Genomic DNA, 24,360 nt, shown 5'->3' on the forward strand with positions numbered 1-24,360 from the left:
TCCTGATGGCTTTAACCTATTTGGGCAAAAGAAAAGGGTGTACCGTTCAACCTGGTATCACGATTGATGCACGTCGGCCCTTACTTTGTGACAACCCACTCTAAGCTGCTAGAGAAAAACGGTTTGCTGCGGCGTAAGTCCTCCGCAAACGATGCCCGGCGGACAGATGTCGCTGACGGCCAAACGCGCAAGCATCTCGCGACTTTGGAGCCACGACAGGCAGCGCTGGATGAGCTCGCATTTGATGAAAGTGGCGTTGACCGATCAAGCGAGTTCATTCCCAGGGCTGCTACACTGAGGCTTCGCCTGGAAAGGGCCCGCTCTGGCATTCAGAAGATCAAACGCACGACTGTCAGAAATGGAGCTCGCTAACATGAGTCTCCCATCCTTCGAATATGTCTTGAAGCAGCGCGGTCGAACGTGGTTGTGGTTCGTTCACAACGCCGAGGGCGCTCAGGTGATGACGGGTTCAGGCCGTAACCGCTCGGCCGCCATCTATCAAGCTAACAGAGCGCTTTTTCAATTGCTGTTAAGCGCGCCATATCGCCTCGGAGCTCCAGCTAGCCAACAGGCTCGGCGAGGTCCGCTTACACCCAAACTTTAGCCTAGCATGAGCTTCGAGGATGCCCCATTCGCGAGTTTGTTTCCATTTGGCTAAAGCGGTCAGCCGATGTGTTCGGCCCAGCGCGTAGACTGCTCGTCGAAGCTGAAGAAGCTGATGGCCGAACGAATACTAGATTCGGCGTATAGGGGATTCGTGTGCGACTGGCCCATCTTCTCAAAGTAACGCGCCTAGGACTGGGCGTTTTGGCCCCATCGCGGGCTAAGACTATGTCTTCACTGGCAATCATACATTGCAAGCGGCTGTCGAGAGCGCCTTGCAAAAACAATGATCAAAGATAGGGAGACGACGGATCCCGTTCCGCGACATTGAACGCCATCCAGCACGTGCGTGAAAAACTCTCTCAGCGCGGGTCGGCAAAGCCAATGTGCAATAGCCGCCCTACCGCACTATTAGCCAGCGTTTCTGAGTTAACGCTGATGCCCGAGTCCGATTCCGAGATTTAAGGCCTTCTGGCGTAGCGCGCCGACGCTGCGTTTGGTCATTTTTGCTATTTTTATGACCGGCGTCCGAGCCTTCGAATGGACTTTGAGCTCTTTGATATCCGCCTTCGTCCACTCGCGCCGCTTAACGCGTTTCTTGGTTGCTTTTTTCACCATGAATGCTCCTTCTGAGTGGAGCGCTTGTAGCATAGTTTTTTCGGAGCGACGACCGTTAAAAACGGACAGTCATCGGAACTCGCGCCAGTTATTAGCTCGGTCATGCTTTCGGAAGACAAGGCGTCTGGACTACTGCACCTGTTGATAAACTTCGCACAGACGCTGTGTTGAGAGGCTTCGTTATTGAATGCAGCCCACTCGACGTCTTTCTATTCGAAGCTAAGCAGGACGGTCCGTGATTTGTATATGCCTAGAGCGATCAAACACCGACGCCCTATGACACATCGTGACGGTCTCTTGCGATGGTCACCTCACGGCGATTTAGCGCGCGCTCGTTAGTAAGTGCCAGAGCTCCCTCGGGGCGCGAGAGAATACCAGATCGGTGTCGCCTTCGTGTCCATCGTCCGGGAGCAGCTCAAGGCATCGAAGTGCTTGAAGACATCAGGTCCTCCATCCTCAGGTTGGACGAAGCCATATCATCCCTTGATCGTGTTGAACCGCTTCACAGTACCACTAGCCACTGCATTATCTCCAAACTGCACTTGCGCGACCTAATCGGGGTAGGTGGCCATCACCAAGGGATTGAGCGGCAAGCCGTCAGGCTGATAACCCTTGCGCCGGCTCAATCGCTTGCCAAGGAACGCTTTCTGCGCGCGCTCGTTGGCAGCTGCTAAGACACCATCGGTGGCTACTCATCTTCGGGCTCTTGCGCGGTCTTCCGCTCAACCTGCCCCTGCATAGCACCCAGATCTAGCAGTTCGAGCCTCTCAAGAGCCTTCCTTCCCTCGTCGGTGATAATCCAGCACCCGGCCTCTCGCTCGACCAGCCTTTGGCCGAAAATATCGAGTTGCGGCGCGCGGCTCGCGATGCGCTTCATACGCGCCGGCCACTCTGGGCCGCTGCTGTAATAGATCGCCAAATACTGTTTAACGACTTCGATGCTCGCCCGTCCGTGCGGCTGGCCGGCAAGTATCTTCAGTATGGACAGCTGAAAACTCACGCGCGCACGCCATCGAGTCGAGGAAAAGCTCCATAATACTTATCCTGAGCGAAGCCACAGCGCCGTCCTGTCGTTTTTCAAAAGAAACCTTGCGCCATAAGCCTAATGAAGCAGGATACCCACCTGCCGTCGACGACAGCCTGCATTGCCTGGTCGCCAGCGCACAACGGCTTCGCCGTAAGCAAGTTTCTCAACGGCATCGGCGACATCCTGCCCAGAGCGTTTTGAAGCATGGGTCAGCGTAGGTAACCGCGTTGGCTAAGCGTGTGACGAGGTCTCGACTGCCGTCTTTGATCGACTTGAGATCAAACTACGTCGGTGGTACCCGCGCTGTTGCACATCTTGCCGAATGACATCGCTCACTAAACGCACCGCCCGCTTCTTTCGCTTCCAACTGCCGTCCAACCCCACGGGGATCGCAAACCCTCGCGGAACGACCAAAAGATCGCGTCTTCCATTCAAATAAATATCGAACATGTCGTCCTCGTTTGACACGAGCGTAGATCGCCGGTCTATACATTTGGTGACATCGAAGCAACAGTTGCGCTCAAAGACTCTACGCGAGTTTTCTGCAAAATTCGCCCGTACTTGAGCGTGCCTGGGGCAATCCCGCTGCTCCTTCACGTGCTCCGCATCGCCGAGAATACAGGAGCCGTCGGACGCCTTATTATCGCAAACAGATCCTCTTAGGTGTCGTGAGACGACCGCCCGCCGACTTGACGCCAGCATCACCAGTTGTACTCGAACCGACGGTCGACGCGAGCCTGTCGGGGATCACGCTTACATTACAGATTGACCCACGTTTCAATTCGCGGACTTCCCGCGCGAAAGTCAGGCTAACCAGCCCATACCGGCGGCAATGCAGGCGGGGTTCGAAGCTCTATCACATCGGCGAAGACCGTCCAATCGCGGACACTCTTTTGCTTGCAGAAATCGGCCTCAGCCTGCTGTGCAGCAGCACTCAATGAGGCAGCATCGACCTTGAACGCTGCCTGACAGGCACGATGTTCGTGGCCGGTATCGTCACAAACGGTCTTAATGAACCGAACATTAAATGAAGGCATGACACGCTCTTCTTGTGGGTTTCCTGATCCACCATTCTGCCTACTCGCGCCACAGGCGTATTTGATCTGCCTCAAGCAGCATCCCAAGAGGTTGTCCGCTCCTTCATTGAGTACTGTTGAAACTTTGGCATCGCCGCCCGAGCGCTCCCGTTGTCCCGCAGACCACGCGAGATCTATTTGTCCAGCTGCGCGGATCGCACTCCGTTGTGAGCCGCGGGGTAACGCGTTCTGGTCTGCTCATGCCCTCGACCAACAAAATTGAGTCGCCGATGACTCGAGGAATGTCTTGAACAGACGATTGAGTGCGGCATGCGCCGTCACGCCAGAAATGCCGACTATTGATCACGATCGATCCCATACCCAACCGCCGGCAATACCGAGATTCGAGAGGCCGCGAACTTTACACGCGGTACTTGGTGGTCTCAGGAGGCGTCTCCGCAAACACCAGGTCATTGCGCCAGTCACCGGCCAAAGCCATTTCTGACCCGCGCCGGCGGCCGCGGCTATCGATGGCGAAACCTACGCGCACGTGATCGTGGGCCATGCGGCGAACCGACCCGATCTCCCTTCTGACGGTCCATGCTGCGGCCGCGAGAGCAAAGCCGATGACCACGCTTGTCGCAGCAGACGTTTCGATGAGCCGAGGTCGTCAGGACTTCAGCGCCAAAGCCCATTTCTGGGATCTGCCCGGCAAGGCCACCGACAATGCGAGGCAAGCGATCAATCGACGATCTGCTTGCCGGCTACCGCAGCACTGGGACAAATGCTGTCGTGGCCTATTCGAGCGTGCGCATCAAATCAACCAGGCTACACGCTTACGTGTTTGCGGACCACGCGAGGTCGCGGCGGATCGCTCGACTTGGGCATGTCGCCTGCCAATGAAGCTTATGCGGCTCGAAGCCGCAGCTCGAGCTCGGCCATTCTGGACGCGCATCAGCTCTTTTTGACCTGTATCAATACAGCGGCGACTGCCTACTGATAGAAGTAAGCTTCCTGTCCAATATCACACACATGGCAGACAGAGAGACATGATGCGCCATCAGCTTTTCATGTCCAGATACCGGCGACTCAGTTCAAGGAGCGCTGCCAGATGTACCCAAGCGGCGTGCCGATGACTGCACACAACAACCTGCGCCGCGTGCTAGGCGTCCACTTCATCGACCCGCGTACGGGCGCGATGATCGGCGCCGAGCGAAGCCAGGCTTATCCGAATGGTGTGGCTGACGTCATCAGAACCGAGCGCCCCACGCTGCCGACGTGGGACAAGGAGATTTCCCACGAACAAGGGATGTTCGAAATGACAGACCACAGGGACATTCGTTCCGCCGCAGGTCGGGCTGCGGGGGCGGAAGTCCAGTTAAACTTCTGCAGAACAGGGGTTAATACGAGCCGCCGACGTCTTGAGCTGATCCACATTGATTCGACCGAAGCCCGGGAGTTGCTTCGCAGCGCCAATCCTAATATCTCGGCTGGCGAGCCGATCATGTCCCGGCACGACAGGTTCAACGGCGCCACGGCCGACAAAAGCCCGGCCGCGACTGGCGCAATCGAGAGCGCGCCGCTTCGGCAATATTGCGCTGAGCCTGCTCGCGGCGGCCAAGCCATCTCGTGCGAAGTGTTCAGAAGGTTGCCTGAATTTGTCAGCCAGCAGCGATGAACACCGTGCAAGATCTACTGGCGACCTGACGTGGGAGCGGCTCGAAACGGCACCGCCCTCGAATCGGGATCTGGAGATTGCCGTGATCGAGGGTAATACCATTCACCGGGTGGTCTTTCCTTGCCGGCGGGCCTTCAGCGGCTGGATCAATGCCAAGACCGGAGAACACATAGCCGTGCAGCCGACGCACTGGCGCATATGGCCCAGATAGCTGCGGCCATCCCGCGCAATACATTGGTGTGAGTTGAAGCGCATTCTGCTCCGGTGGCCTCTCGTGGGAAACAATGAAAAGTCGATCGAATGATAGCGTCTCCCAGAAAAGATGTCCGACCACGTCTGGTAAGCCTATGGCGCTGCCGCGGCCGCCGACGCGCTAGCTCTCATGCTCTGCCTGGCGCTAAATCCATTTGTTCATGACCTCGCGTTCATGAACATCTACCTTCCAGTCCTCGTTTTGCCGCTTTCGTCGCGGCTGCGGCCCAGGCTAACGTCGCTCCCCGCTCTGCAGCCTCATGATCGGCGTGATCTTTCCTGTGAAAGGCCTAATCCCGCACCCATGATCGATACCGCGGAATTCGCGGGCGCCATGATCGTGATTGAGAAGAGGATCATTCGCTCGTTCAGCGCCTTAGCAGTGCGTTTACTTGGTTGCTCTCACGTGGTCGGAATGAATGTATCGAGGTTGAGGCCGCAGCTCTACCGCGTCGAGCACGGGCGCTACATCGAACGTTGTCTGACCAACGGCGAGCGGCACATCATTGGCATCGGCCGCATCGTGGCCGGCGAACGGAGCGACGGCTCGAACTCCGTCCGTGAGACCAAAGTGAGCGCCGAACGGTTCTTCACCGGTTTCATCCGAAACCTCACCGAGGCGGGCGCAGGGACGGCGGTTGGAAGAGCTACAATCTGAACTCGTGCACGTGTCGCGACCGACCACCATAGGTGAGATGGCATCGTCTATTGCCAGTGAGATCAACCGGCCGCTCTCCGCAATTACAAACTGCATGCGGGACACAAAGGCTCCGCTCGCGCGCACCGCGCCGGACGCCAACTGCAATGGTGATGCACTCGAACGCGCCGCGCAACACGCTCTACGCGCCAAAGATATCATCAAGCGCCCGCGGGACTTCGTTTCCAGGGGCGAGCACACTGTGGAGAAGCCGCTCACGCTCCTTGAAGAAGCTGTGGCCTTGGCCCTAGTCGGTCCCAAGGAGTAAGGCGTACGCGTGATGACCCGCAGCGACCGCGACATCATTGTAGACAAGATCCAGATTCAGCAGGTCGCGCTAAACCTGATACGTAATGAAATCGAGACCATGACTTCCTGCCCGCGCCGTGAAGTTGCCAACGTCGACACGTATACCGTTGCTGATAAGGGGCCCGGCATCAAGCGCTGATATCGCCGACCGACTGTTCCAGCCTTTTGTCACGAGCAAAAGCCATGGCATGGGTGTGAGGTTATCAATCTGCCGGACGATCATCGAGTCAGATGGCAGCCATATCGTCGCGGAAGTGACTCTGAGTGGCAGCACGATCCTTAAGACGGCATTTGCGGAGCTTAGCGAAGAGACATGATTGGGCGGCGAATTCTTGTGATCGACGATGACGCCGCAATACGGGACTCGCTCGCGTTTCTTCTTGATGTTAACGGTTTCTACGTAGCAACCTATGAGACGGCAACCGCCTTTCTTAATGACGTCGCGAGCGGTCCAGTCGATTGCATCGTGTCAGACATCCGTATGCCGGGTATGAGCGGTCTCGAATTGGTCAGAAAAGTGAAGGCCAATCGCGTCGACTGCCCGGTTATCTTGATAACTGCTCATGCCGACGTATCGCTCGCAGTCAAAGCGATGAAAGCGGGTGCGGTCGATTTCATCGAAAAGCCGTTCGAAGAGAAGGTGCTGTTGCGTGCGATCAATAGTGCTTTGAAAGCGCGGCCAACGAAACCCGCCGATGACGCAGCGAAGCTGCAGGCGGAAGCCCGCCTCGCGGACCTCTCCTCGCGCGAACGTGACGTCCTGCAGGGACTATTAGCCGGCAAGATCAACAAGGTGATCGCCCATGATCTGGGCATTAGTCCTCGGACAGTCGAGGTTTACCGTGCAAACCTCATGGCCAAGGCCAATGTCCGCAGCATGTCCGAGTTGATGCGGATCGCCATTACCGCGGGACTCTAGCAGGGACGCACTTGGTGCGAATGGCCTATTCATGCATTCAAGCTGCGCAGTCCTGACGACGAACGGAGGTTGTCAGGTGCACAGCGCGGAGCCGATCATGTTTTCGGTGGTGGCTATTGATGCAACACAAGCTGCTGGTTTCTTGGAATCACGACGGCGCATGAAGCAGATCAATTGCGTTACCCAAATTTGTGCTCCGATGAACAACAGATCTTGCCGCCCGAAGACCGGCATAGTTTGGCAATATATTGGTCCATCCTCCAACGGAGCTCCCGGTGCGGGTTTCCGTGAACGGTTCGATTTTCTTCGCATTGGAAACGAGTGCGCATCTTGACGCTGTGGCAATCGGTTACGAGAGGGCCATCATTCGGTCATTGCGCTCGGCTGGGCGACAGTCACTTCACTTCGGTCTTCGAAATCAAACGATGGCATGGGTTGGAGGCGCATGATCATCAAGCCCGTCGATGAGGTCGGCCGCCGTACATCGATCCGTGTTTGAGCAACCAAGGGACCGCGCCGGCCCCATTCAAGACGCCCTCCTCATCGGACTTACGTATAAATACTTAGGGGCTTCTACCTAGGGAAAACAACCAAATTTCCCAGTTCGTCAGGAACAGACAATCTGCGTCACATCGACGTTCGCAAGATAGGGTCCCCCATGCACGCCTAGGCCGCCAGTTTTACCAAGAGCTGCCGCCATCGGACCAGCGTCTTGCGCGGGCAACTTCAACACTTCGGCTAAGTTGCTATACGCCAGCTCAAATCGGAGCGCGCTACTTTTTCGCGTCGAACGGCGCGGACGAACGCGGCGCAGCGAAGGACGCCGAATTCGGCTTAGGAGATCTTCTGAGCCGCAGAAACGCTTCCAGCCTACATTGTGCCTCCAGGAGCACCGCAATGATTATCGATCTTTTGCTTCGAGAGCATCGCAACATTGATCTGCTTCTGGTCGCTCTTGAACGCGAAGTGGAGATTTTTGAGAAAGGGATCCGTCCTGATTATGAGGTCATTCGCGCGATTATCAGCTATTTCGAGGTTTATCCCGAGGTGTACCATCATCCACAGGAAGACTTGATTTTTTCCAAGCTCAAGGCTCGCGATCCGGATGCAGCTGCAATCGTCGGCGATCTCGCGCTTGAACACCAGGAAGTCGTCGACCGTTTGCACCACTTCGCGCGGGCTATTGACGCCATCCTCGCGGATCGTGAACTTTTTCGGCAGGACGTCGGCGATATCATACGCGACTTTATAGTACGCGAGCGGCACCACATGAAGTGGGAAGAACGAGATTTCTTTCCGGCAGCTCTGAAGGCTCTCTCGGCTCAGGATTGGACCGAAATCGCTTCCGGTCACACTGATCATGGAGATCCACTGTTCAGCGAGACAGCGGCAGCAACTTCCGATGCGCTAAGAGCGCATATTCTGCAATTGGAGCAAGAAGCTGAGGCCGAACGGAGCTCGGTCGCGCTTGCGTGCCCCAAGGCCGCCCCTCAGTGACACGGCGCCGAGATGGACGGGCTGTACTGATCGCTGCCGTTTCACAACAGTAAGTGGACCTCATGTTCATCCTGTCAAAATGAAAATGGGGGGCTCGCGGGCACGTAGGCTGCCGTACCGCCAAAACAGCGTTTGGGCAATATAATCGCTTGCTCGACCACCGGTGCAAAGGCGCGCCGGAGTCTTCCTGAGCTCTGGTCCGGCATGTTCCAGAATGTGACGGTCTCAGGTCGGGCAGTTGCGCAGTGATATCGCGCGAAACGGACGCCCCCCATGTCCACGGCCAGATAAGGACAGACGATTGCGGCCGCGCGGGTGCGCGCGAAGCAATTCCACGCGTTGACCCAACCCGGGACGTTCCGACTCATCCGACGGCAGCCGCTTCGACCCACTGCACGCCAACTGGGCGGCACTGGCAAGCCCGGATACGTTCAGCACCAACAGCATGGCGCTTGACGTCGCTGGCCACGACCAGTAGCCGCCCGCACGGGCTCCCACGTTACACCAGATATCCGACGTCCTCGCATTTCTCAGCGTCAGTTCGCGAGTTGGATTATCAAGCCTGGCTTAAGTCCTTTAGCTGTATGGCGTAGCCCCACCGGACAGTCCGCTTCGTGCCTTGAAATCGAGCAAATGCCCCGAATTGCATCCGGGTCGGCTTTCGGGATTCAGCTACCCGTACATTCCTGCATTCAAGAAGCACAACGCAAAATCGACGAATTCACTCCGCTCGACAGCGTCGAGGACTACCTCCAATTCGAAAGGATCACGGAAGCTTTTGGTTGATGCTGGATCCATACGCGTCGGCATCGATCACTTTGCCGTGCGCCACGAAAGTCTTGCCGGGGCCAGGCACGAAGACAGGCTAAGCGCAATTTTCAGGGCTACACTGATGATTGCGCGGATTGATCTCGGCGCCAGCGCGATCGAGCGCATCCAACAAGGGCTTGACGGGAACGCTATCTCGGCAAATGACTGCCTTGCTCGTATCGCCGGGGATCGGCTCACCGCCGGGAAGGGCTGTTTGCTGAGGCAGGAGGATCGCTTCCGTGCCGAGATCACGATCGACTCATGTGCGTCATGGCAGTCGATCTCTTGGAGGCATTCCGTCGTTACGCTCTGGATCGAAGTTCGCCACCGTCGATCGTTCTCGAATCGACAGCCTTATCACGGATGGCGTCGTGGTGATTGAGATCGTCTGCTCTCCATCGTTGATGGCGCAGAGTTCCTGGCCCGGAGCGTCGCCTCGGCGTCCGACGCTCATCTTCCGCCGCGCGGGGCTACACATAGCGGGGCGGTCTAACTCTGTGCGCCGACCCGAGTCGGGTCAGATCCGAAATCGCTCAGTTAACTGGCCTATATTGGGGCAGGACCACGCTCACGGCTCAGGAGCACCCTATCGGCACCGCCGCATCTTCAAGCTCGTGACATCCTCCGCGTGGTCCGGTCTCAGACTCTCACCAGAGGCTCAAGCCGAAACCCGGCTATGGGATGGAAACGGTGGACCAAGGACTGCCCCTTAGGCCAGGTTCAAATCAATAGCAACCGCTCATGCATTGCCTATGCTTACGAGATCCTTGGAGCCGGGTTTGCCGTATCGTCTCGCCGGTGTCCGTGCGGTTTCGAAGCAGGAAAGCGCACCGAGTTTGCGGTGGGTGCCCTGCGGTGACCGCCCCGCATCACTGCCCCTCGTTGCCGTGTAGTCGTTCCCGACGCGCTCATGAGCGACAAACCTTGGCGTAGATATATAAACCTCAGACTATACGGTGGCATACCACGGCATAATTGAGCTACGCTGAGCTTGTGCTTCAACTCGGCTCAGCGATGCGTCAGTGTCGCTCCTCCAGACTTTCGCCCGGCCCGCCTAGGCGGGACCGGGCATTTTTTCTGTTCCCAGTGCTACCTCCATTATCGGGCGCGCAAATGACCACCTCGATGAGAAGAGACCCAAGCCCGGATCAACGGCCTGGCGGATCGAATGCAGCGCGCAGCTCGCGGGCGGCAGCGACCATGTTCGCTAGCGCCGGCCGGACCTCTTCCCAGTTGCGCGTCTTCAGGCCGCAGTCCGGATTGACCCAGAGCTGCGAGTCGTGCAGCCGCGTCAGAGCCAACGCCATCAGCTCCTTCATTTCGCCCGTCTCCGGAACGCGTGGAGAGTGGATGTCGTACACGCCCGGCCCGATCTGATTTGGGTATTCGTAGTTCCTAAACGCGTCGAGTAGTTCCATTTTCGAGCGCGACGTCTCGATCGAGATTACATCCGCGTCCATTGCAGCGATCGCACCGATGATGTCGTTGAACTCCGAGTAGCACATATGTGTATGAATTTGCGTTTGATCAGCGACGCCCGATGAGCAGATGCGGAAGCAATCCACGGCCCAGTCGAGATAAGCCGTCCACTCCGATCGACGCAACGGCAATCCTTCTCGAAGTGCAGCTTCGTCGATCTGGATCATGGTCGCACCAGCATTCTCGAGATCGCGGACTTCGTCTCGGATCGCGAGCGCAATCTGGCGGCAGGCCTCGCTTCTGGGAATATCATCGCGAACAAAGGACCAGTTCAAGATCGTCACCGGACCGGTCAACATCGCCTTCATCGGCTTCCTCGTTAATGATTGCGCGTAGCGCCACCAGTCCACGGTAATAGGCTTCGAGCGCACTACATCGCCAAACAGGATCGGTGGCCTGACGCAGCGCGAGCCGTAGGACTGCACCCATCCGCTCCTGGTAAATGCGAAGCCGGCAAGTTGCTCGCCGAAGTACTGCACCATGTCATTGCGCTCGAACTCGCCGTGCACGAGGACGTCGAGACCGATGTCCTCCTGCCAACGTACGGCGCGCGCAGTCTCCTCCTTGAGGAACCTGTCGTATTGCTCGTCACTTATCGCGCCCCGCGCATGCGCCGCACGCGCATTCCGGACCTCTGTGGTCTGCGGGAACGATCCGATCGTCGTGGTGGGGAAAGCCGGCAGCCCGAAACGATTGCTTTGGATCTCTGCACGACGGGCAAATGGGCTCGCGCGCCGACGCATGGTCTGATCGATCGCTTTCATCCGGACAGCGACATTAGCATCACGGATTTTCGGCGAAGTCCGGCGAACAGTCGCGGCACATTCCGACTCGGCAAGAGCTGGCGCAACATTCTGGTCGCCTGCGAGTGCCCGCGCCAGGATCGCAAGCTCCCGCATCTTCTGGACCGCGAAAGCAAGCCAGCTCTTGACGTCGGAAACGAGCCCGGTTTCAAGTTCAACATCGACCGGTACATGAAGCAGCGAGCAGGATGGGGCAATCTGTACACGGTCCTTGCCGAGCTTCGCAATCGCGGGTTCGAGCCGCTGGCGCAGCGAGGACAAATTCGACCGCCATACATTCCGGCCGTCGACGACACCGAGCGACATGACGAGATCACTTCGGCCGCCAGCGATGATCTGGTCCAACAACTGTGGCGCTCGAACTAGGTCGAGGTGTAGTCCGGCAACTGGCAGGCTCAACGCGGTTTTCAGATTGTCCCCGAGGTCGCCGAAATAGCTGGCAACTAAGATCTTGATGGCCGGCACCTCCTTGGCGAGCCGATCATAGGCATGTCGCAAAGATTGCCGCGCCCTCTCATCCAGATCAAGAACCAGGCAGGGCTCGTCGAACTGAACCCAATTTGCTCCACGTTTGGCCAATTCCTGCAGAACCTCGATATAGGCCGGTAACAGTTCATTCAGTAGTGAGAGTGGCTGGAACGCAGGATCGGGACTCTTGCCGAGCTTTAGGAATGTGACCGGCCCGATCAGGACAGGGCGGGTCTGAAAGCCAAGGGCCTTGGCTTCCTCATACTCCTCGATCGGCTTGCGAGAGCATAGCCTGAAAGTCTGTCCTCTGCGAAACTCGGGGACCATGTAGTGGTAGTTGGTATCGAACCACTTGGTCATCTCCTGCGCGGGTGCGCCAAATCCGCGCGGTCCGTGACCGCAACTCGCATCCTGATCGTCGCATTGTGATCCGCGGGCCATGGCGAAGTACGTCTTCAGCGAAACGGATTCGGCTTTTGAGGCGTAGATCTCCGGGATGGCGCCAACCATGACACTTGTGTCGAGCACCTGATCATACAGCGAGAAATCGTTTGATGGAATGACCGTGACGCCGATAGATTTCTGACGAGCCCAGTTCGCGGCACGCAGGCCAGCTGCGTCCTCGAGCAACTGCTGTTCGCTGCTTTTTCCGGCCCAGTAGCTTTCTAGAGCGAGTTTGAGCTCGCGCCTTGGACCGATGCGTGGCGTTCCGAGCGTGGCAACGGGAAGGGAGAGAAGAGACATAGCGTTAACCCCGTGTTGGGGGCAGAAGGCCATGGCGGACGCAGGCAGGGGAAGTCGCGCAGTGCGACGGCTGCTTGGCGCACCACCGGGACACCCCGCCCGTGGACGAATATATTGTCGGGGCAGGTCTCCTGGCTCGCGGGTCATCGCTGCTGTCCGGCCTTCCCGAAGCCGCGCAGGCTTCAGTGACATCGTTGGACAGCGGCTCGCCACTCACAGTTGCGGGGGCAGCGCCGGCATCTTCACCGGCTTCCCTCTTAGCTCCGGATCAAGTGCGACCGGAGAACCTCGACGACTTGGATTATCGAGAAGACAAGTCTTCCGTCAACCTCTCAGATCATGTCTCAAGCTGGTGCTGCGACATCCGCTACGCGAATGACCGCGCATCTTGATGCGTTGAGCCGATGTAGAAGCGCTTTCAAGTCAGCAATATCGGAATGACGATCGCAGCTGCCTGCGGGCCGCACGCCAGATCGGTGGAAGGGACAAATGCGGCTTGCCCGGTCGGGACTGCTGCCTCGAGCAGAACGCATCTCCGGCTTCTCAGCGGTTCTTTGAGCAAGTCCACCATCCAGCCACCTTCTCGGCCAACAGGATCCGTGTTGAACAGGCCCAAGCTGGCGAAGCCAGCAACATACCCGGCCAGCACGTTGATGTGCGGTTCAGCAAGACTCCAAATGTTCGGCGGTGAAGATCGGTTTCGCCTCGTCGCCATCGAGTGCAAAGCGCTCCTAACTGAGGCTATTCTCGAAGCGCCGCATGTCGCGATAGGAGCGGCAGACGCACCATGGCCGATGGCCGCAAATGGCCAAACGCATGGCAGAGATCGAAAGCCACATTCTGGCAACGATGCCGAACCAAACGGTTCAATAGCGGCAAACAATTCTCATCAGGAGCTTGGTACCGAGGTGTTCCGCTGCGCCATCGAACGATCCGGTGCGGGACGAGGATGCATAAGCCGGGCTGGATAGCGCTGAACGGAAACATCGAGACATTGACCAGTCGGAAAGTCGACAAAGAGGACACAAAAGCGGTGCGAATTGCCGTGTATTACCTGGCACGAAGAATGCAAGTCTTCGGCATGCCCAGTCTCCTCCTGCTGGGCATGTCCAGCACAGCAACTTGAGGCTGTCGCCGGCAGTGAAGTTAGTGGCGCGTGACATAGAGGGGAGCGCCTGCTCGCACGGGACACCATCGGTCTCCCCGTCGCGTCGCCGCTAACTTCTTGCGCTCGCGCATAACAAGTCGAAGGTTGCGCGCTTTGGAATGACGTGTGGATGACACCAAATAGGCCGGCAGTTATGAGAACAGTGTCTAGAAGACGCGCGTTATGGTTTTGTCTCGGTCGACCCCTGATCTGCCTGGTCGGGCTGGCTGCGATGAGCAACAGTGTTCGCGCCATCGAGAGCCCCCATATCGAAAGATTCAAGTCAACGTGGCGAGCGCAAGACGGTGAGACAATAGAACAAATTATCTCCAACGTCTCGAAGGTGGCACAGTTCGTCCCTCGAATGTGGGGCGTCGCTCAACTTGACGAAAACGACTATGTTTTCGTTTTGTGGACCAGACACCCTGACGATATATTAGACGAACCGTACTTTATCACCTGGAGGATCGCGCTCGACGGCACGTTTCAACTTGCGTCGACCTATGCAAAGCCGATCGAATTGGGCTGGCACGCCCTAGCACTCTCGTTGATCGCCACTGAAGTCAAGGAGAGTGAAAGGGACGCAAATCTTGGCTTTCTGCATGATCCGAGCAACTTCAACTTTGTGACGACCACGCAAGGCCGCCTCGGCGATCTTCTGCGGCAGGGCCGCTGCACTATCGTTGAACCTGTTGAAGTGGACTACTTGCCGAAGCAGAAGGACAAGCCGACCGAGAAGGGTGATCTGTGGCGCGCTTTGCTTTTGGTGAACTGTGATATCCCAGGACCCCGTTTTTTTACATACAACGGGGTCATCACTTTCGAGAAGAGCGAAGGGCAAGATTGGGAGCCGCAATCCCCCTTTGCCAAGCGTATCGCGGCCTTTCCTCCTGGCTCCTGGTTCGCTCGCATGGAGCCATAGGAACGGGAATAGTAAGAGAGGAGCGAAAGCGCTTGGTAAACGGTCGGGCAGAGCAAGATCGCGCCGCAGCTTCTTTACCGCCGAACGCCTCAGAGCAACTGCAAGACATTCAGCTCGAAAGTCTCGGTGCTTACGCCTTCGCAGCAGTCGCGAGCCTTTCCCGCAGCCTTCAGCCCGTCAGGAAAAATCGGGCAGCACGATTACTCGGGTGTTTTGCTAGGAGTTGGCCGCAGCGGCACGTGCCAGCTAGCAAAATTTTGCCCCGACTCAGTGAGAGGATAACAATCTGCCGGGGAACCAGCTCTCCATGCTACTCCTCAAGGGACGGGACATGGAGATGCCTCGGGCCCGATCCGGCGTGCACGCGGCGCATCGCGCCCGGGCTGGTGAGCATGCCGACACCGAGGCGGCACGATCGAATGCTGCGACGAAACTTTAAAAGGGTAACGGGACAGTGTTAGCGGGCTCGCATGCCCGCTGAGCACCGGCGAGGTCCCTCGGCGAGGAGCCCCGGAGCCGTGCGCGAGGCATCGAGGACCGAACTGAGTCGGCGCTAGATTTCCTCGCGCGCATTCGTCTGCGCGTCATAGATCCGGACTTGAAGCAAGGGAAAACGCTTCTTTAGTTCTGCTCCGCCTGCCCTGGCGCCGTCTCTGGTTGCGAATTCGGCTCTAAGTCGGCCATTCACTTCAAGCGCGTAAGAAGAGACCGGCAATTCCTGGGGGGCTGCAGCCATTTGATTCCCATTGTGTAGTGAGGTCGTTGAGAATGATTTGTAGCTTGAGTCGGCTAAACCGCACCAGAGCGACCTGCCCAAGTGCCGCAATGGCGGAACCATGTTGTGGATTGACGCCTCGCACCGAATGGCATCAGGATGGCACTCCCGACCGTCCGAACACGCGGGCGGCTTACCCCTCGTCCGGTGCGTATACGACGAAGCCACGGAGGTTGCCGTTTGACATTTTCTGGCGCAAACGCACGCCCTCATACCGGGCTTGCTGGGTCAATCTCCACATGTGTCGCGGTGAAACGCACTACGAGAGAGCGGCCGCCAGTCGCGCCGCCTGGGTCATGACAATCGGGTTCTCCTACGAACGGGGCGGCAGCACAACGAACGGTCATGGTGCAGCGCAGAGGTGCGAAAAGCCACAATGCGATTGGCATCAAGGCCTGGCTCTCCAAAAGAGGGCTCGGGGTTGGCGGTTTGCGCAAGCGATACCGGTTCATTTACGCAGCGAGCGTTGAGCTGAACTCCGTGGCGCCTTTCCAGTTTTCAGAGGAAGCGAGACCAGATGTCCTTCGAGCATCAATCTTTTCCTGACAAGAATTTACAGCGAAATGTCATCCCCTCGCTGAAACCGTCTCGGCAGCCTTCTGTCTGCCGATGCAGGTTGGCACAATCCATAGCCAGGTTGCTCCTCCCCGCCTGACTTCCACTCGATGTCAAGATTCACAGGCGACTTCTTCTCCTTCAAGCGCGTGAGAAAACAGCGTTCGAGGCTTGGCTTTTCTCCCCATAGCAAGTTCGCGGCCGAGCGGGTCGGATCTCCTCCTCAGGTCGAGAGGGTGCAGTACGCGCCCAGTGAGAGAGACCGACGAGGCTAAGGATACCGCGACACGCACACCGGAAGAAATCGCTTGAACCTCACGCAGCGTCAGGTCGTAGCTTGGAAATGAAGGCCACGCTTTCGTAGACCAAGCGTCGAAAGATGCGGCCGAATAGCGGACAAGCGTTTAAGCAGTCGAATGCGGCGGCGCCGGATCGTGCGTGAACATGGATCGAGAGCGAGAGGTTATTGTCGGGATGAGACACCGCGTAATGATGGTTGCATTGTTCGCTGTCATCACATCTCCGGTCTGCGCGGCGAAGCTCAGCGGTCCTGCGCGCATCCTCGACGGAAATACGATCGAGATCGAGCGATCCAAGCTTCGGCTCTCAGGCATTGAAGCTCCCGAAACTGACCAGATTTGCCTCGACGCCCACGGTCGGAAATGGGCTTGCGGCATAGCCGCCCGCGACGAGCTGATCAAACATTCGAACGGACGAACGTGGGATTGTCATACCACAGGAGGTGATGAATATGGCAGGTCACGCGGCAGTTGCTTCATAGAAGGCGAGGACGTGAACGCCTGGATGGTGCGCTCCGGTTGGGCACTCTCGTCGGGTCCGTACGTCATCTATGAAGTTGTGGCGAGCAAAACCTGTGCGGGGCTGTGGTCGGGGGCCTTCATCGCCCCCTGGGACTGGCGTCGCCGCAATAAGGGGACGGTCATCATCGGCGCGAGCTCGGTTCCGGTCGACGCTCAGGCACTCCTGCTCGGATCCGCGCTGCTATCGGACCCGCCCTCGTCCGAGTGTGTGATAAAAGGCACTGTGGGCCGCAATGGCGAGCGCATTTATCACCTGCCCGGGCAACTCAGTTACGAACAAATCGACATGACGAATCCCGGTGAACGCTGGCTCTGCAGCGAAGCGGAAGCCGAAGCCACCGGGTGGCGTAAAGCCGCGCGATGAGGTGAGATGCATGAAGGCAGGCCATTCTCCGACCTATCTGACCAAGATCGCGCCTTCGCGCCGCTTGCTGTTGCTGTTCGCCGTTTCGGCGGTTTGCCTACGGGGTGGCAACAACATTGTCGATGCAAGGGAAGCAAAAGCGCCGCCCAAGCCAAATGACCTGATCTCGCCGGAGGCTGCCCTGAAGCGGCTAATGGAAGGGAACGATGGCTATGTCCAGGGCGTATCACGACGCGACGATTTCAAGCGCGAGCGTCAGGTTTTGGTGGATGGGCAAAATCCATATGCCGCGGTTCTGAGCTGCGCCGATTCTCGCGTGGCGCCTGAACTTGTCTTCGGCAGCGGACTTGGTGATCTGTTTGTCTGCCGCCTCGCCGGTAACTTCGTCAACGATGACACGCTCGCCAGTATGGAATATGCGGTGGCCGTGCTGAACACGCCGCTGATCCTGGTACTTGGCCACGATCATTGCGGTGCGATAGACGCCACGATCAAGTCGCTCCACGACGATAAGCCGCCGCCGGGGCACATTTCATCCCTCGTTGCCGCGCTTGCGCCTGCGGTAAAAGGATCTCGCCAGCAAACCGGTGACACGTTCGCCGAAGCAACCCGACAAAATGTAATCGATAACGTCAACAAACTAAAATCGACGGGGCCGATTCTGAACGCGGCAGTTGAGCAGAACAGAGTAAAGGTCGTCGGGGGCCTGTATCGGCTCGACACCGGCAGGGTCGAGTTGCTGAGCTGACGCTGGCACCCTCGGCGGCCCGCTATCGTTTGCGGCCTGTTGCAGAGCTTCGGTCGAATTCCGGTAATTCACTCGTGCATCGGCTGCATCAAATGCACCGAATACAATCCGCTCCACAATTGTCATAGCTTCGGGAAGACCCTTGGTATGCGCGGCCTCTTGATTCTCCTTGCATTCTACGCGCTCATATTGGCAACGCGAGGCCAGCACCAAGAAACACTCATACCGCGGCCGACAGTATTCATGACTGCGCGTTAATGCGCTAGACCAACAGAGGTGGTGCAAGCGCTAGATCGCGGTGCGAGGCATGCAGGGTCTGGGCTCTCGGCCTAACGGAACACGTGACAACTCCGGCAGGCTCTCACCCGCGCCCCGCAAGCCGCTTATGGTCCTACTATGATCACCAGCCTTAGCCAGGTCCGAAGATCAAAAAGAGCGGAATTACGACCACGACGACTGCCCAGCCGACCGATGTAAAGAAAACTGCTACTCGCGTCGGCATCGGACGGGCTCTCCTGCATCAGCCATTTGGGAGATCGCAGTGTCGGACAAGCAGCCTCGTCGCATCTGCCGTGGGCCTGTACCTTGGGCCTGTACCTTGGGCCTGTACCTTGGACCAGCATAAAGAGACACTTGGCGTACGACAACTGCGAACCATCGGCTCGAGCGGAAAACACTCTTTTTGTAATCGCCTCAGTTCGTCAAGCCTGGCGGTCACCTATGGACCCACGCTTTGACGTGCCATCAAAAAAGGGCTTTCCTGGCCCTGCGCAGACGGGTCTTGTCATTGGGATCTCCGAAGTACGTATCGGAAAGGCGCATCTTCGCGCGCCGACGTGCACCTTTGAGGATCGTTTGCCGATACGGACATCAGCCTGATGATCGCCGTCGCGGTCAGCGCACCTAGCCCCCTAGACTCTTCGGCCCAACGCATCGATCACATCGGATATATCAACCTGCCTGACGTTAAGCGTCAGCGAGATCCGCGACCTTGCCGTAACCCACATGCACTGTTGGGTACCGCATGTCGGATATCACACTCGCGCCTGTGATGCAGAGTCGAGCGCATCGCGCGGCCGTGGACGCCCACGACGTCAGGAACAATCTGTTCGAACGGCTCGGTCGCCCGCACGCAACGAGCTGACTTGTGTAAAATGGACCAGATCGATCAAGCGTTGCTGCCGCTCAGGCTCCTCCTGCAGGATCTGGAGTGCCTCTCCACCGCGACAGCCATAAGGGGTGATGGCGCCTTGGCGAAAATGAATGGACGGCACCGATTGACCATGAAGTTCCGCAATACGCCGGAAGCAGTGACAAGCGCGCCCGCCGCGCCCAGCACCTTGCCGCAGGTGTGAACCACGACCAGATCTCCGCGCCCCTCATAAGGCGCGCTGAGCCCCGTCCCTGCTCGCCGTAAACGCCTGTGGCATAAGCCTCGGCGAGGAACGCCTCGTAGCACTCCGCGACTGCGACCAGATCTTTAAGCGGCGCGAAGTCGCCGTCCATTCTGTAGAGGCTCTCCACCACGATCCAGATGCGCCCTATTCCGCCCCTGAGGCGCCAGTTGCCAATCGCATCTGCAACCGACTGTAGATCATTATGGGCGCTCATCCGAAACTCCCGGAGGCCGCCGTCACGTTTGTTAAATACCTGCCGTGTGATGTCCACTTCCAACCAACAGGTCGCCCACGGTCGCGAGTACGGTAAATTGCGCTGTTGGTACTGTCCGGAGATCGGAACGGGTCTGAAACTCCAGCAGGCAAGCCGAACCCGACTGGTTCGCGGTCGAGGTCCACTTCAGTCGTTCTCCTTCCGCCGTGTCCGATTGATGACGCGTTGTGCCTGGAATCAGACACGGGAGGCGCGAACATTCACCCCGGCGCGGCACGAGCCAAGTGATCTCGCTCGATTCAGACACAGCCGGCAGACCATAATTGATGGCACATCGATTGCTGGGGACATGCCAAAGAGCCGCAGGGCATCGCCGACCTCGCGGTTGCCAAATCAGGAATTCACCACGTGGTTCGAGCCGGCGGGGCACAAGTGTGACAAATCGTCCCTTGGAGGAGACATGGCAAAACCAGCGCTGTCGTCACCCGTTGGAGACATAGTGCAGCAGAGGCGGATCGATCTCGCCGCCGCATATCCGTTGCTTTGCCGGCTCCGCCTCAACGACAGCATCGACAGCCATATCTCTGTCAGTCTTGCCGGCCCTCAACACCTTTTCTTTGAGTCAATGCGTTCGGGGATGGTTTGGACTGGCAACCGTGAGTAATCGCATCAAAGTCAATATCAACTGCGACAGTTTTGACGATCCCTGCCAACTGGCTATCAATCCGACCGGCTTCGCCGTGCGCGCGTAATCAAATTCAATGAAGTGCGGCAGCGATCGGCTCAAGACACCGAGGACAGCTTTATGAACGCTCCACCAGAGACGATCACTCCAGTAACCGACGTGACGGCTGCGACCTGGGATAATCTGTCGCCGCTGCTGGTTGATATCCGCGCGCGTCGAAACGAATTCGCCCGAGCGCAGAAGATTCCAGACGAGATCATCGAGGGCTTCAAGCGGGTTGGCGTCTATCGAGCTTTGGTCGCCAAGCGATTCGGCGGCGAGGAGCGAACGCCGGCCGATTTTTGTCGCCTGATCGAGCGTATTTCCGAAGTCGACGGCTCCGCCGGTTGGGTCGCCAGCTTCGGCGATGGGGCTCGCTACCTCGCTGCTCTTCCGGAGGACACGCTTCACGAGGTATACGCGAGTGGACCCGACGTGGTGTTGGCAGGTGCGCTTTTCCCGCTCCAGCCCGCCAGGCGGAGCACCGACGGGTTTGTCGTGAACGGCGTATGGCCATTCGCCAGCGGCTCACCGGGCGCGGATCTGATAGGCGTTGGGATCACTGTGGAAGACGATCCGACCGGTGGCCTTGCGCGGGTAGCCGTGATACCGGCCGAGAAGGTGACAATCCGCCCCAATTGGGACGTCATCGGTCTGCAAGGCACCGGCAGCCACGACGTCGTTGTCAACGATGTCATTGTGCCGGAGGAATGGACCTTGATCCGCGGCGGTCCGCCGACACTCGACGCGCCGATCTATCGTTATCCGTCCATGACTTTCGCTGCCCAGGCGCATGCGATTGTCGGCATCGGTATTGCGCGCTCGGCGCTAGACGAGGTGATCGCGGAGGCCGGAAGCCGCACCTCAATCACAGGAGCGCCCGTCATGGCAGAGCGCGGCTATGTCCAACTGGAGATGGCCAGAGCCGAAGCCATGCTGCGTTCCGCCCGTTCCTTCTTCTATGAGGCCACCGAGGAGCTGTGGGAGGAAGCGATCAAGGATGCGGTAAACCCGCGCACCGCGACCCTGATGCGCCTCGCCGCGACAAATGCCGCGCGGCAAAGCGCTGAGGTCTGCAACATTGCCAGCGTTCTCGCTGGAAGTGCGTCGCTCTATACAACCAGCAATCTGGCGCGAGCGATGTGCGACAGCTTCGTGGTTGCCCAGCACGCAGCTTTAAACGAGGGAACCCTCCAGAGCGCCGGCCGACTCCTGCTCGGAAGTGCAGCACAGCCGGGATTTCCATGAAGTGGTTCATCCACGTTCCGCACCCCTCCCACAACTGATTGCCGCACCGCGATATCATGCTGTCTGCAGCTACAAGACTTAGCGACCTGCCGGCCTTCTTTAAAGGAAGAGGAGAGAGAGAGAGAGAGCCTTTCAGTCGGGCTCTTCTCAAAAAGACAGCTCCATATCCGTGGAGCAAGCAGCCTTCCCCGTCGCAAACATAACGAGCGCCCTCATAGGTCTCTGCGCACCCGCCTCGATCATTGTCATGTCGAGCACGATCTACACGCAACAGCCGCAACGGCTCGCGGTTCGACTCACAAAGCTTCTAAGTGGCGTTTTGATTGGGAGAGAATTCGCGGCGCGATGTCGGCGGACCGGGAGATCACTCGGCTGCGCCAGGAGAACGGACGACTGCGCATGGAGCGCGACATTTTAACGCTGGTGATGCCAGTCGGAAGCCAACAAGGTCGGGGTGATGAACTGACGATTCATGATCGCCAACGCACGCGATCTTCTGGACGAGACGAACACACGACATCACACAAGAAATATGACGTGCAATGTATCTGGAGCGCTCGCGCGTATATGCCCATCCAAAAACGGTATGCGGGACGCATGTCGACCGATGGCGGATCACTTGCTATCGGCGAGAGATCGGCGGCTTGAGTTTTATGCGAGTCAGCTCAAAAGACCTTGAATCGCACGTAGCGTCACGTTGTACCATTTTGCAGTAGCTGACGCGGATGCCCGACAAGCGGACCGGGCCGCTGTTTGCTGCCGACCTCGGTGAGACGATGATAGTAGTGCGGTCGATGTGCATATGGCAGAGGGGGACGCAGGTGCGCCAATCACTGCCTGCGGATCGCTCGAACGCGCTCCGAGTGCTCGCAGGAATAACAAGGTACTTTCCCAGGCCCCGGGGATGGTGGGGCGCTACGTTCTTCGGCCGGCACGTTGATGCCATGCGAACAGCCGCCGCGGACCGTCTCTATTCGGGCCACTCACTAGATCAGCATGACTTTGACGATCCTCAGCACAACGGACAATACCTCCTCCAGCGGTGCGAGCCAGTGTTGAGCTGCATTCCGTCAATATCGGTTTGAAAAAAGGGAATGACGCCAGACTTCTGCGACCATTGATCATTCCGCAATTAGAATTTGCGGCGAACGTTTTGCTGCAAATAACCGTCGGCAGCGCTCCCTCTGTCGACGACTAACTTCCGCCCGGCCATCGAAATGAGGCCGGGCGTTTTTTTTGCGTCACTGAATGACAGTTTTGGAGTGTTCTGGCCCGCGGTGTTTGATGATTGCGAAGGGTTAGGGAGAGAAACAAACGTAAGCGATCGGGCATGAGTTATGGAGAGAACCGTTCGCGTCATCTTAACGCTCTATCCGTTCGACGATCTCGTCGATCCCTGCGCGTGATGATGGCGGTCGACGATCCGACCGTGTGCCCGGACGCAGTGCACGGTGCTCCCCGAGATCGAGCGCTCGGTCGGCCGCCCCATCTGTCCCGGTGAGCTCTCGCGTCCGGATTTTCTCGCGCTACGGCTCCGACGTCGTGCAGGTGGGTGACAGCAGGGATATGCGCGCCTTCTGATCAGGAAGGGCGTGATCAGAGAACACTTCTGCGCGAGATCACGTGAAACTCTGAACCCCAATTTGAATGGCCTTCGCGCAACCGACCGACTATTATCAATCCATGTCTCGCCTTGTGTGTCTAACTGCTACTATCATCCTGCCGCTGCTGTCGGTCGTCGCGAACGCTGCGCCAATTAAAAAGGGGCCCAATCCGGTCTGGCAAGGCTACGGCTTCCTGCCCGGCTATCGCCAGCCGCTGAGCAATAGCATTCCGCTCTACAAGCAGAAGGACTTGATGCGCCGGCTCTCGCGCGCCGACCGGCGCCACTTGTATATTGACCCGGTTCCTCAGTATTTCGGTTGGGACGGCGAGTGGCACTATTTCGGCCAACCCGGCTTCCGCGGCGGCCGCTACAACGGAGGCAGTTTCGGGCCGTGCTGGACGCGGACGCCGATCGGGCCGATCTGGAATTGCGGGTGATCGGGCCGCGCAGCTAGGAGAAACTTCGCGCCATTGCGCCGGGATCACGTCGCGGCGTTTACTGACGTCCTCTCCCGATCTTCGTGATCGCGTTGCCGCCACACAGGCACAGCGTGCTCGCAGATTCGATGATCAGCTCCGCGTGCGGCAAATGAGCAGGCAAGTAACCGCGATTGGGATGACGATCTTGATCCGATCCGGCGCGAGATCGGCCGCCGATGATCGCCGCCGCCCTCTACTGCGCCGCGCCCAGGACGCCCTGCCTGACAATCGGCTGCTGCAGTTATGCTGGATGCCTCGCGGCAATTCTGTTCTGGAATGAACACATACTTCAGCTCGCTTTCCCATTGACACAAGAATAGCGACGCCAATCGCGTGCTGAAATCCGCCGATCTCAAGGAATTACGAGAACCGATGCAATTGTACTGGCAGTTGCTCGAAGCAGTGCACCCGCTTCCTAGAAGACCAGGCCATACAGCAGC

The 24,360-nt window shown here is 58.1% G+C and carries 17 protein-coding genes, 1 pseudogene and 1 riboswitch; of the genes and pseudogenes, 13 read left to right on the forward strand and 5 right to left on the reverse strand.

Annotated features, from left to right (window positions below):
• Positions 1 to 1,032 precede the first annotated feature (1,032 nt).
• From E4K65_RS34795 to E4K65_RS34810, 3 genes are all read right to left on the reverse strand, one after another.
• A complete protein-coding gene (locus E4K65_RS34795; protein WP_126261845.1) occupies positions 1,033 to 1,221 on the reverse strand; it encodes a hypothetical protein in 189 nt (62 codons plus the stop codon).
• A gap of 688 nt (positions 1,222 to 1,909) precedes the next feature.
• Positions 1,910 to 2,221, reverse strand: coding sequence for a hypothetical protein (locus tag E4K65_RS34800; protein WP_235884902.1), 312 nt, complete (start codon positions 2,219 to 2,221; stop codon positions 1,910 to 1,912).
• 836 nt (positions 2,222 to 3,057) lie between these two features.
• Positions 3,058 to 3,285 (reverse strand): hypothetical protein, encoded by a 228-nt coding sequence (locus E4K65_RS34810; protein ID WP_126261847.1) that lies wholly within the window; start codon positions 3,283 to 3,285, stop codon positions 3,058 to 3,060.
• Positions 3,286 to 4,375: 1,090 nt separating this feature from the next.
• Here E4K65_RS34810 and E4K65_RS34815 point away from each other — a divergent pair.
• From E4K65_RS34815 to E4K65_RS34845, 6 genes are all read left to right on the forward strand, one after another.
• Complete coding sequence (locus E4K65_RS34815) at positions 4,376 to 4,942, forward strand: hypothetical protein (RefSeq protein WP_135177980.1); 567 nt, start codon at positions 4,376 to 4,378, stop codon at positions 4,940 to 4,942.
• A 556-nt stretch (positions 4,943 to 5,498) separates the two neighbouring features.
• Entirely contained in the window at positions 5,499 to 5,852 is a 354-nt protein-coding gene (locus E4K65_RS48945) for a PAS domain S-box protein (RefSeq protein ID WP_235885837.1), read from the forward strand.
• A gap of 319 nt (positions 5,853 to 6,171) precedes the next feature.
• Positions 6,172 to 6,339, forward strand: a complete 168-nt coding sequence (locus tag E4K65_RS48950; RefSeq protein ID WP_235885838.1) for a hypothetical protein — start codon at positions 6,172 to 6,174, stop codon at positions 6,337 to 6,339.
• Between the two features lie 174 nt (positions 6,340 to 6,513).
• Positions 6,514 to 7,119 carry a response regulator FixJ gene (gene fixJ, locus E4K65_RS34830; protein ID WP_135177982.1) on the forward strand — a complete coding sequence of 202 codons (606 nt, stop codon included), beginning with the start codon at positions 6,514 to 6,516 and terminating at the stop codon, positions 7,117 to 7,119.
• A gap of 897 nt (positions 7,120 to 8,016) precedes the next feature.
• A complete protein-coding gene (locus tag E4K65_RS34840; RefSeq protein ID WP_135177983.1) occupies positions 8,017 to 8,616 on the forward strand; it encodes a hemerythrin domain-containing protein in 600 nt (199 codons plus the stop codon).
• Positions 8,617 to 9,394: 778 nt separating this feature from the next.
• Positions 9,395 to 9,808, forward strand: coding sequence for an oxygen-independent coproporphyrinogen III oxidase (locus E4K65_RS34845; protein WP_135177984.1), 414 nt, complete (start codon positions 9,395 to 9,397; stop codon positions 9,806 to 9,808).
• Positions 9,809 to 10,574: 766 nt separating this feature from the next.
• Here the strand turns inward: E4K65_RS34845 and metE are convergent.
• Positions 10,575 to 12,920 (reverse strand): 5-methyltetrahydropteroyltriglutamate--homocysteine S-methyltransferase, encoded by a 2,346-nt coding sequence (metE, locus tag E4K65_RS34850; protein WP_135177985.1) that lies wholly within the window; start codon positions 12,918 to 12,920, stop codon positions 10,575 to 10,577.
• A 104-nt stretch (positions 12,921 to 13,024) separates the two neighbouring features.
• A riboswitch (cobalamin riboswitch) is annotated at positions 13,025 to 13,226 on the reverse strand.
• 1,073 nt (positions 13,227 to 14,299) lie between these two features.
• On the opposite strand from metE, the gene E4K65_RS34855 reads away from it, so the two are divergent.
• The 4 genes from E4K65_RS34855 to E4K65_RS48955 all read left to right on the forward strand — a co-directional run bounded on the left by E4K65_RS34855 (position 14,300) and on the right by E4K65_RS48955 (position 19,607).
• Entirely contained in the window at positions 14,300 to 14,989 is a 690-nt protein-coding gene (locus E4K65_RS34855) for a nodulate formation efficiency C protein (protein WP_235885839.1), read from the forward strand.
• A 1,819-nt stretch (positions 14,990 to 16,808) separates the two neighbouring features.
• Positions 16,809 to 17,504: a thermonuclease family protein gene (locus E4K65_RS34865; protein ID WP_235885840.1), complete on the forward strand. Its 696-nt coding sequence runs from the start codon at positions 16,809 to 16,811 to the stop codon at positions 17,502 to 17,504.
• 10 nt (positions 17,505 to 17,514) lie between these two features.
• Positions 17,515 to 18,252 carry a carbonic anhydrase gene (locus E4K65_RS34870; protein WP_135177988.1) on the forward strand — a complete coding sequence of 246 codons (738 nt, stop codon included), beginning with the start codon at positions 17,515 to 17,517 and terminating at the stop codon, positions 18,250 to 18,252.
• Positions 18,253 to 19,406: 1,154 nt separating this feature from the next.
• Complete coding sequence (locus E4K65_RS48955) at positions 19,407 to 19,607, forward strand: hypothetical protein (RefSeq protein WP_235885866.1); 201 nt, start codon at positions 19,407 to 19,409, stop codon at positions 19,605 to 19,607.
• 106 nt (positions 19,608 to 19,713) lie between these two features.
• Here E4K65_RS48955 and E4K65_RS48960 read toward each other — a convergent pair.
• Positions 19,714 to 19,863 (reverse strand): annotated as a pseudogene (locus E4K65_RS48960) (8-amino-7-oxononanoate synthase); the annotation flags it as partial.
• Between the two features lie 805 nt (positions 19,864 to 20,668).
• On the opposite strand from E4K65_RS48960, the gene E4K65_RS34880 reads away from it, so the two are divergent.
• The 3 genes from E4K65_RS34880 to E4K65_RS34890 all read left to right on the forward strand — a co-directional run bounded on the left by E4K65_RS34880 (position 20,669) and on the right by E4K65_RS34890 (position 23,878).
• Positions 20,669 to 21,835, forward strand: a complete 1,167-nt coding sequence (locus E4K65_RS34880; RefSeq protein WP_135177989.1) for an acyl-CoA dehydrogenase family protein — start codon at positions 20,669 to 20,671, stop codon at positions 21,833 to 21,835.
• 399 nt (positions 21,836 to 22,234) lie between these two features.
• Entirely contained in the window at positions 22,235 to 22,483 is a 249-nt protein-coding gene (locus E4K65_RS34885) for a hypothetical protein (protein WP_135177990.1), read from the forward strand.
• A gap of 999 nt (positions 22,484 to 23,482) precedes the next feature.
• Positions 23,483 to 23,878: a hypothetical protein gene (locus E4K65_RS34890; protein ID WP_135177991.1), complete on the forward strand. Its 396-nt coding sequence runs from the start codon at positions 23,483 to 23,485 to the stop codon at positions 23,876 to 23,878.
• The last annotated feature ends 482 nt before the right edge of the window (positions 23,879 to 24,360 follow it).

This window comes from Bradyrhizobium niftali (assembly GCF_004571025.1).
GTDB lineage: Bacteria > Pseudomonadota > Alphaproteobacteria > Rhizobiales > Xanthobacteraceae > Bradyrhizobium > Bradyrhizobium niftali.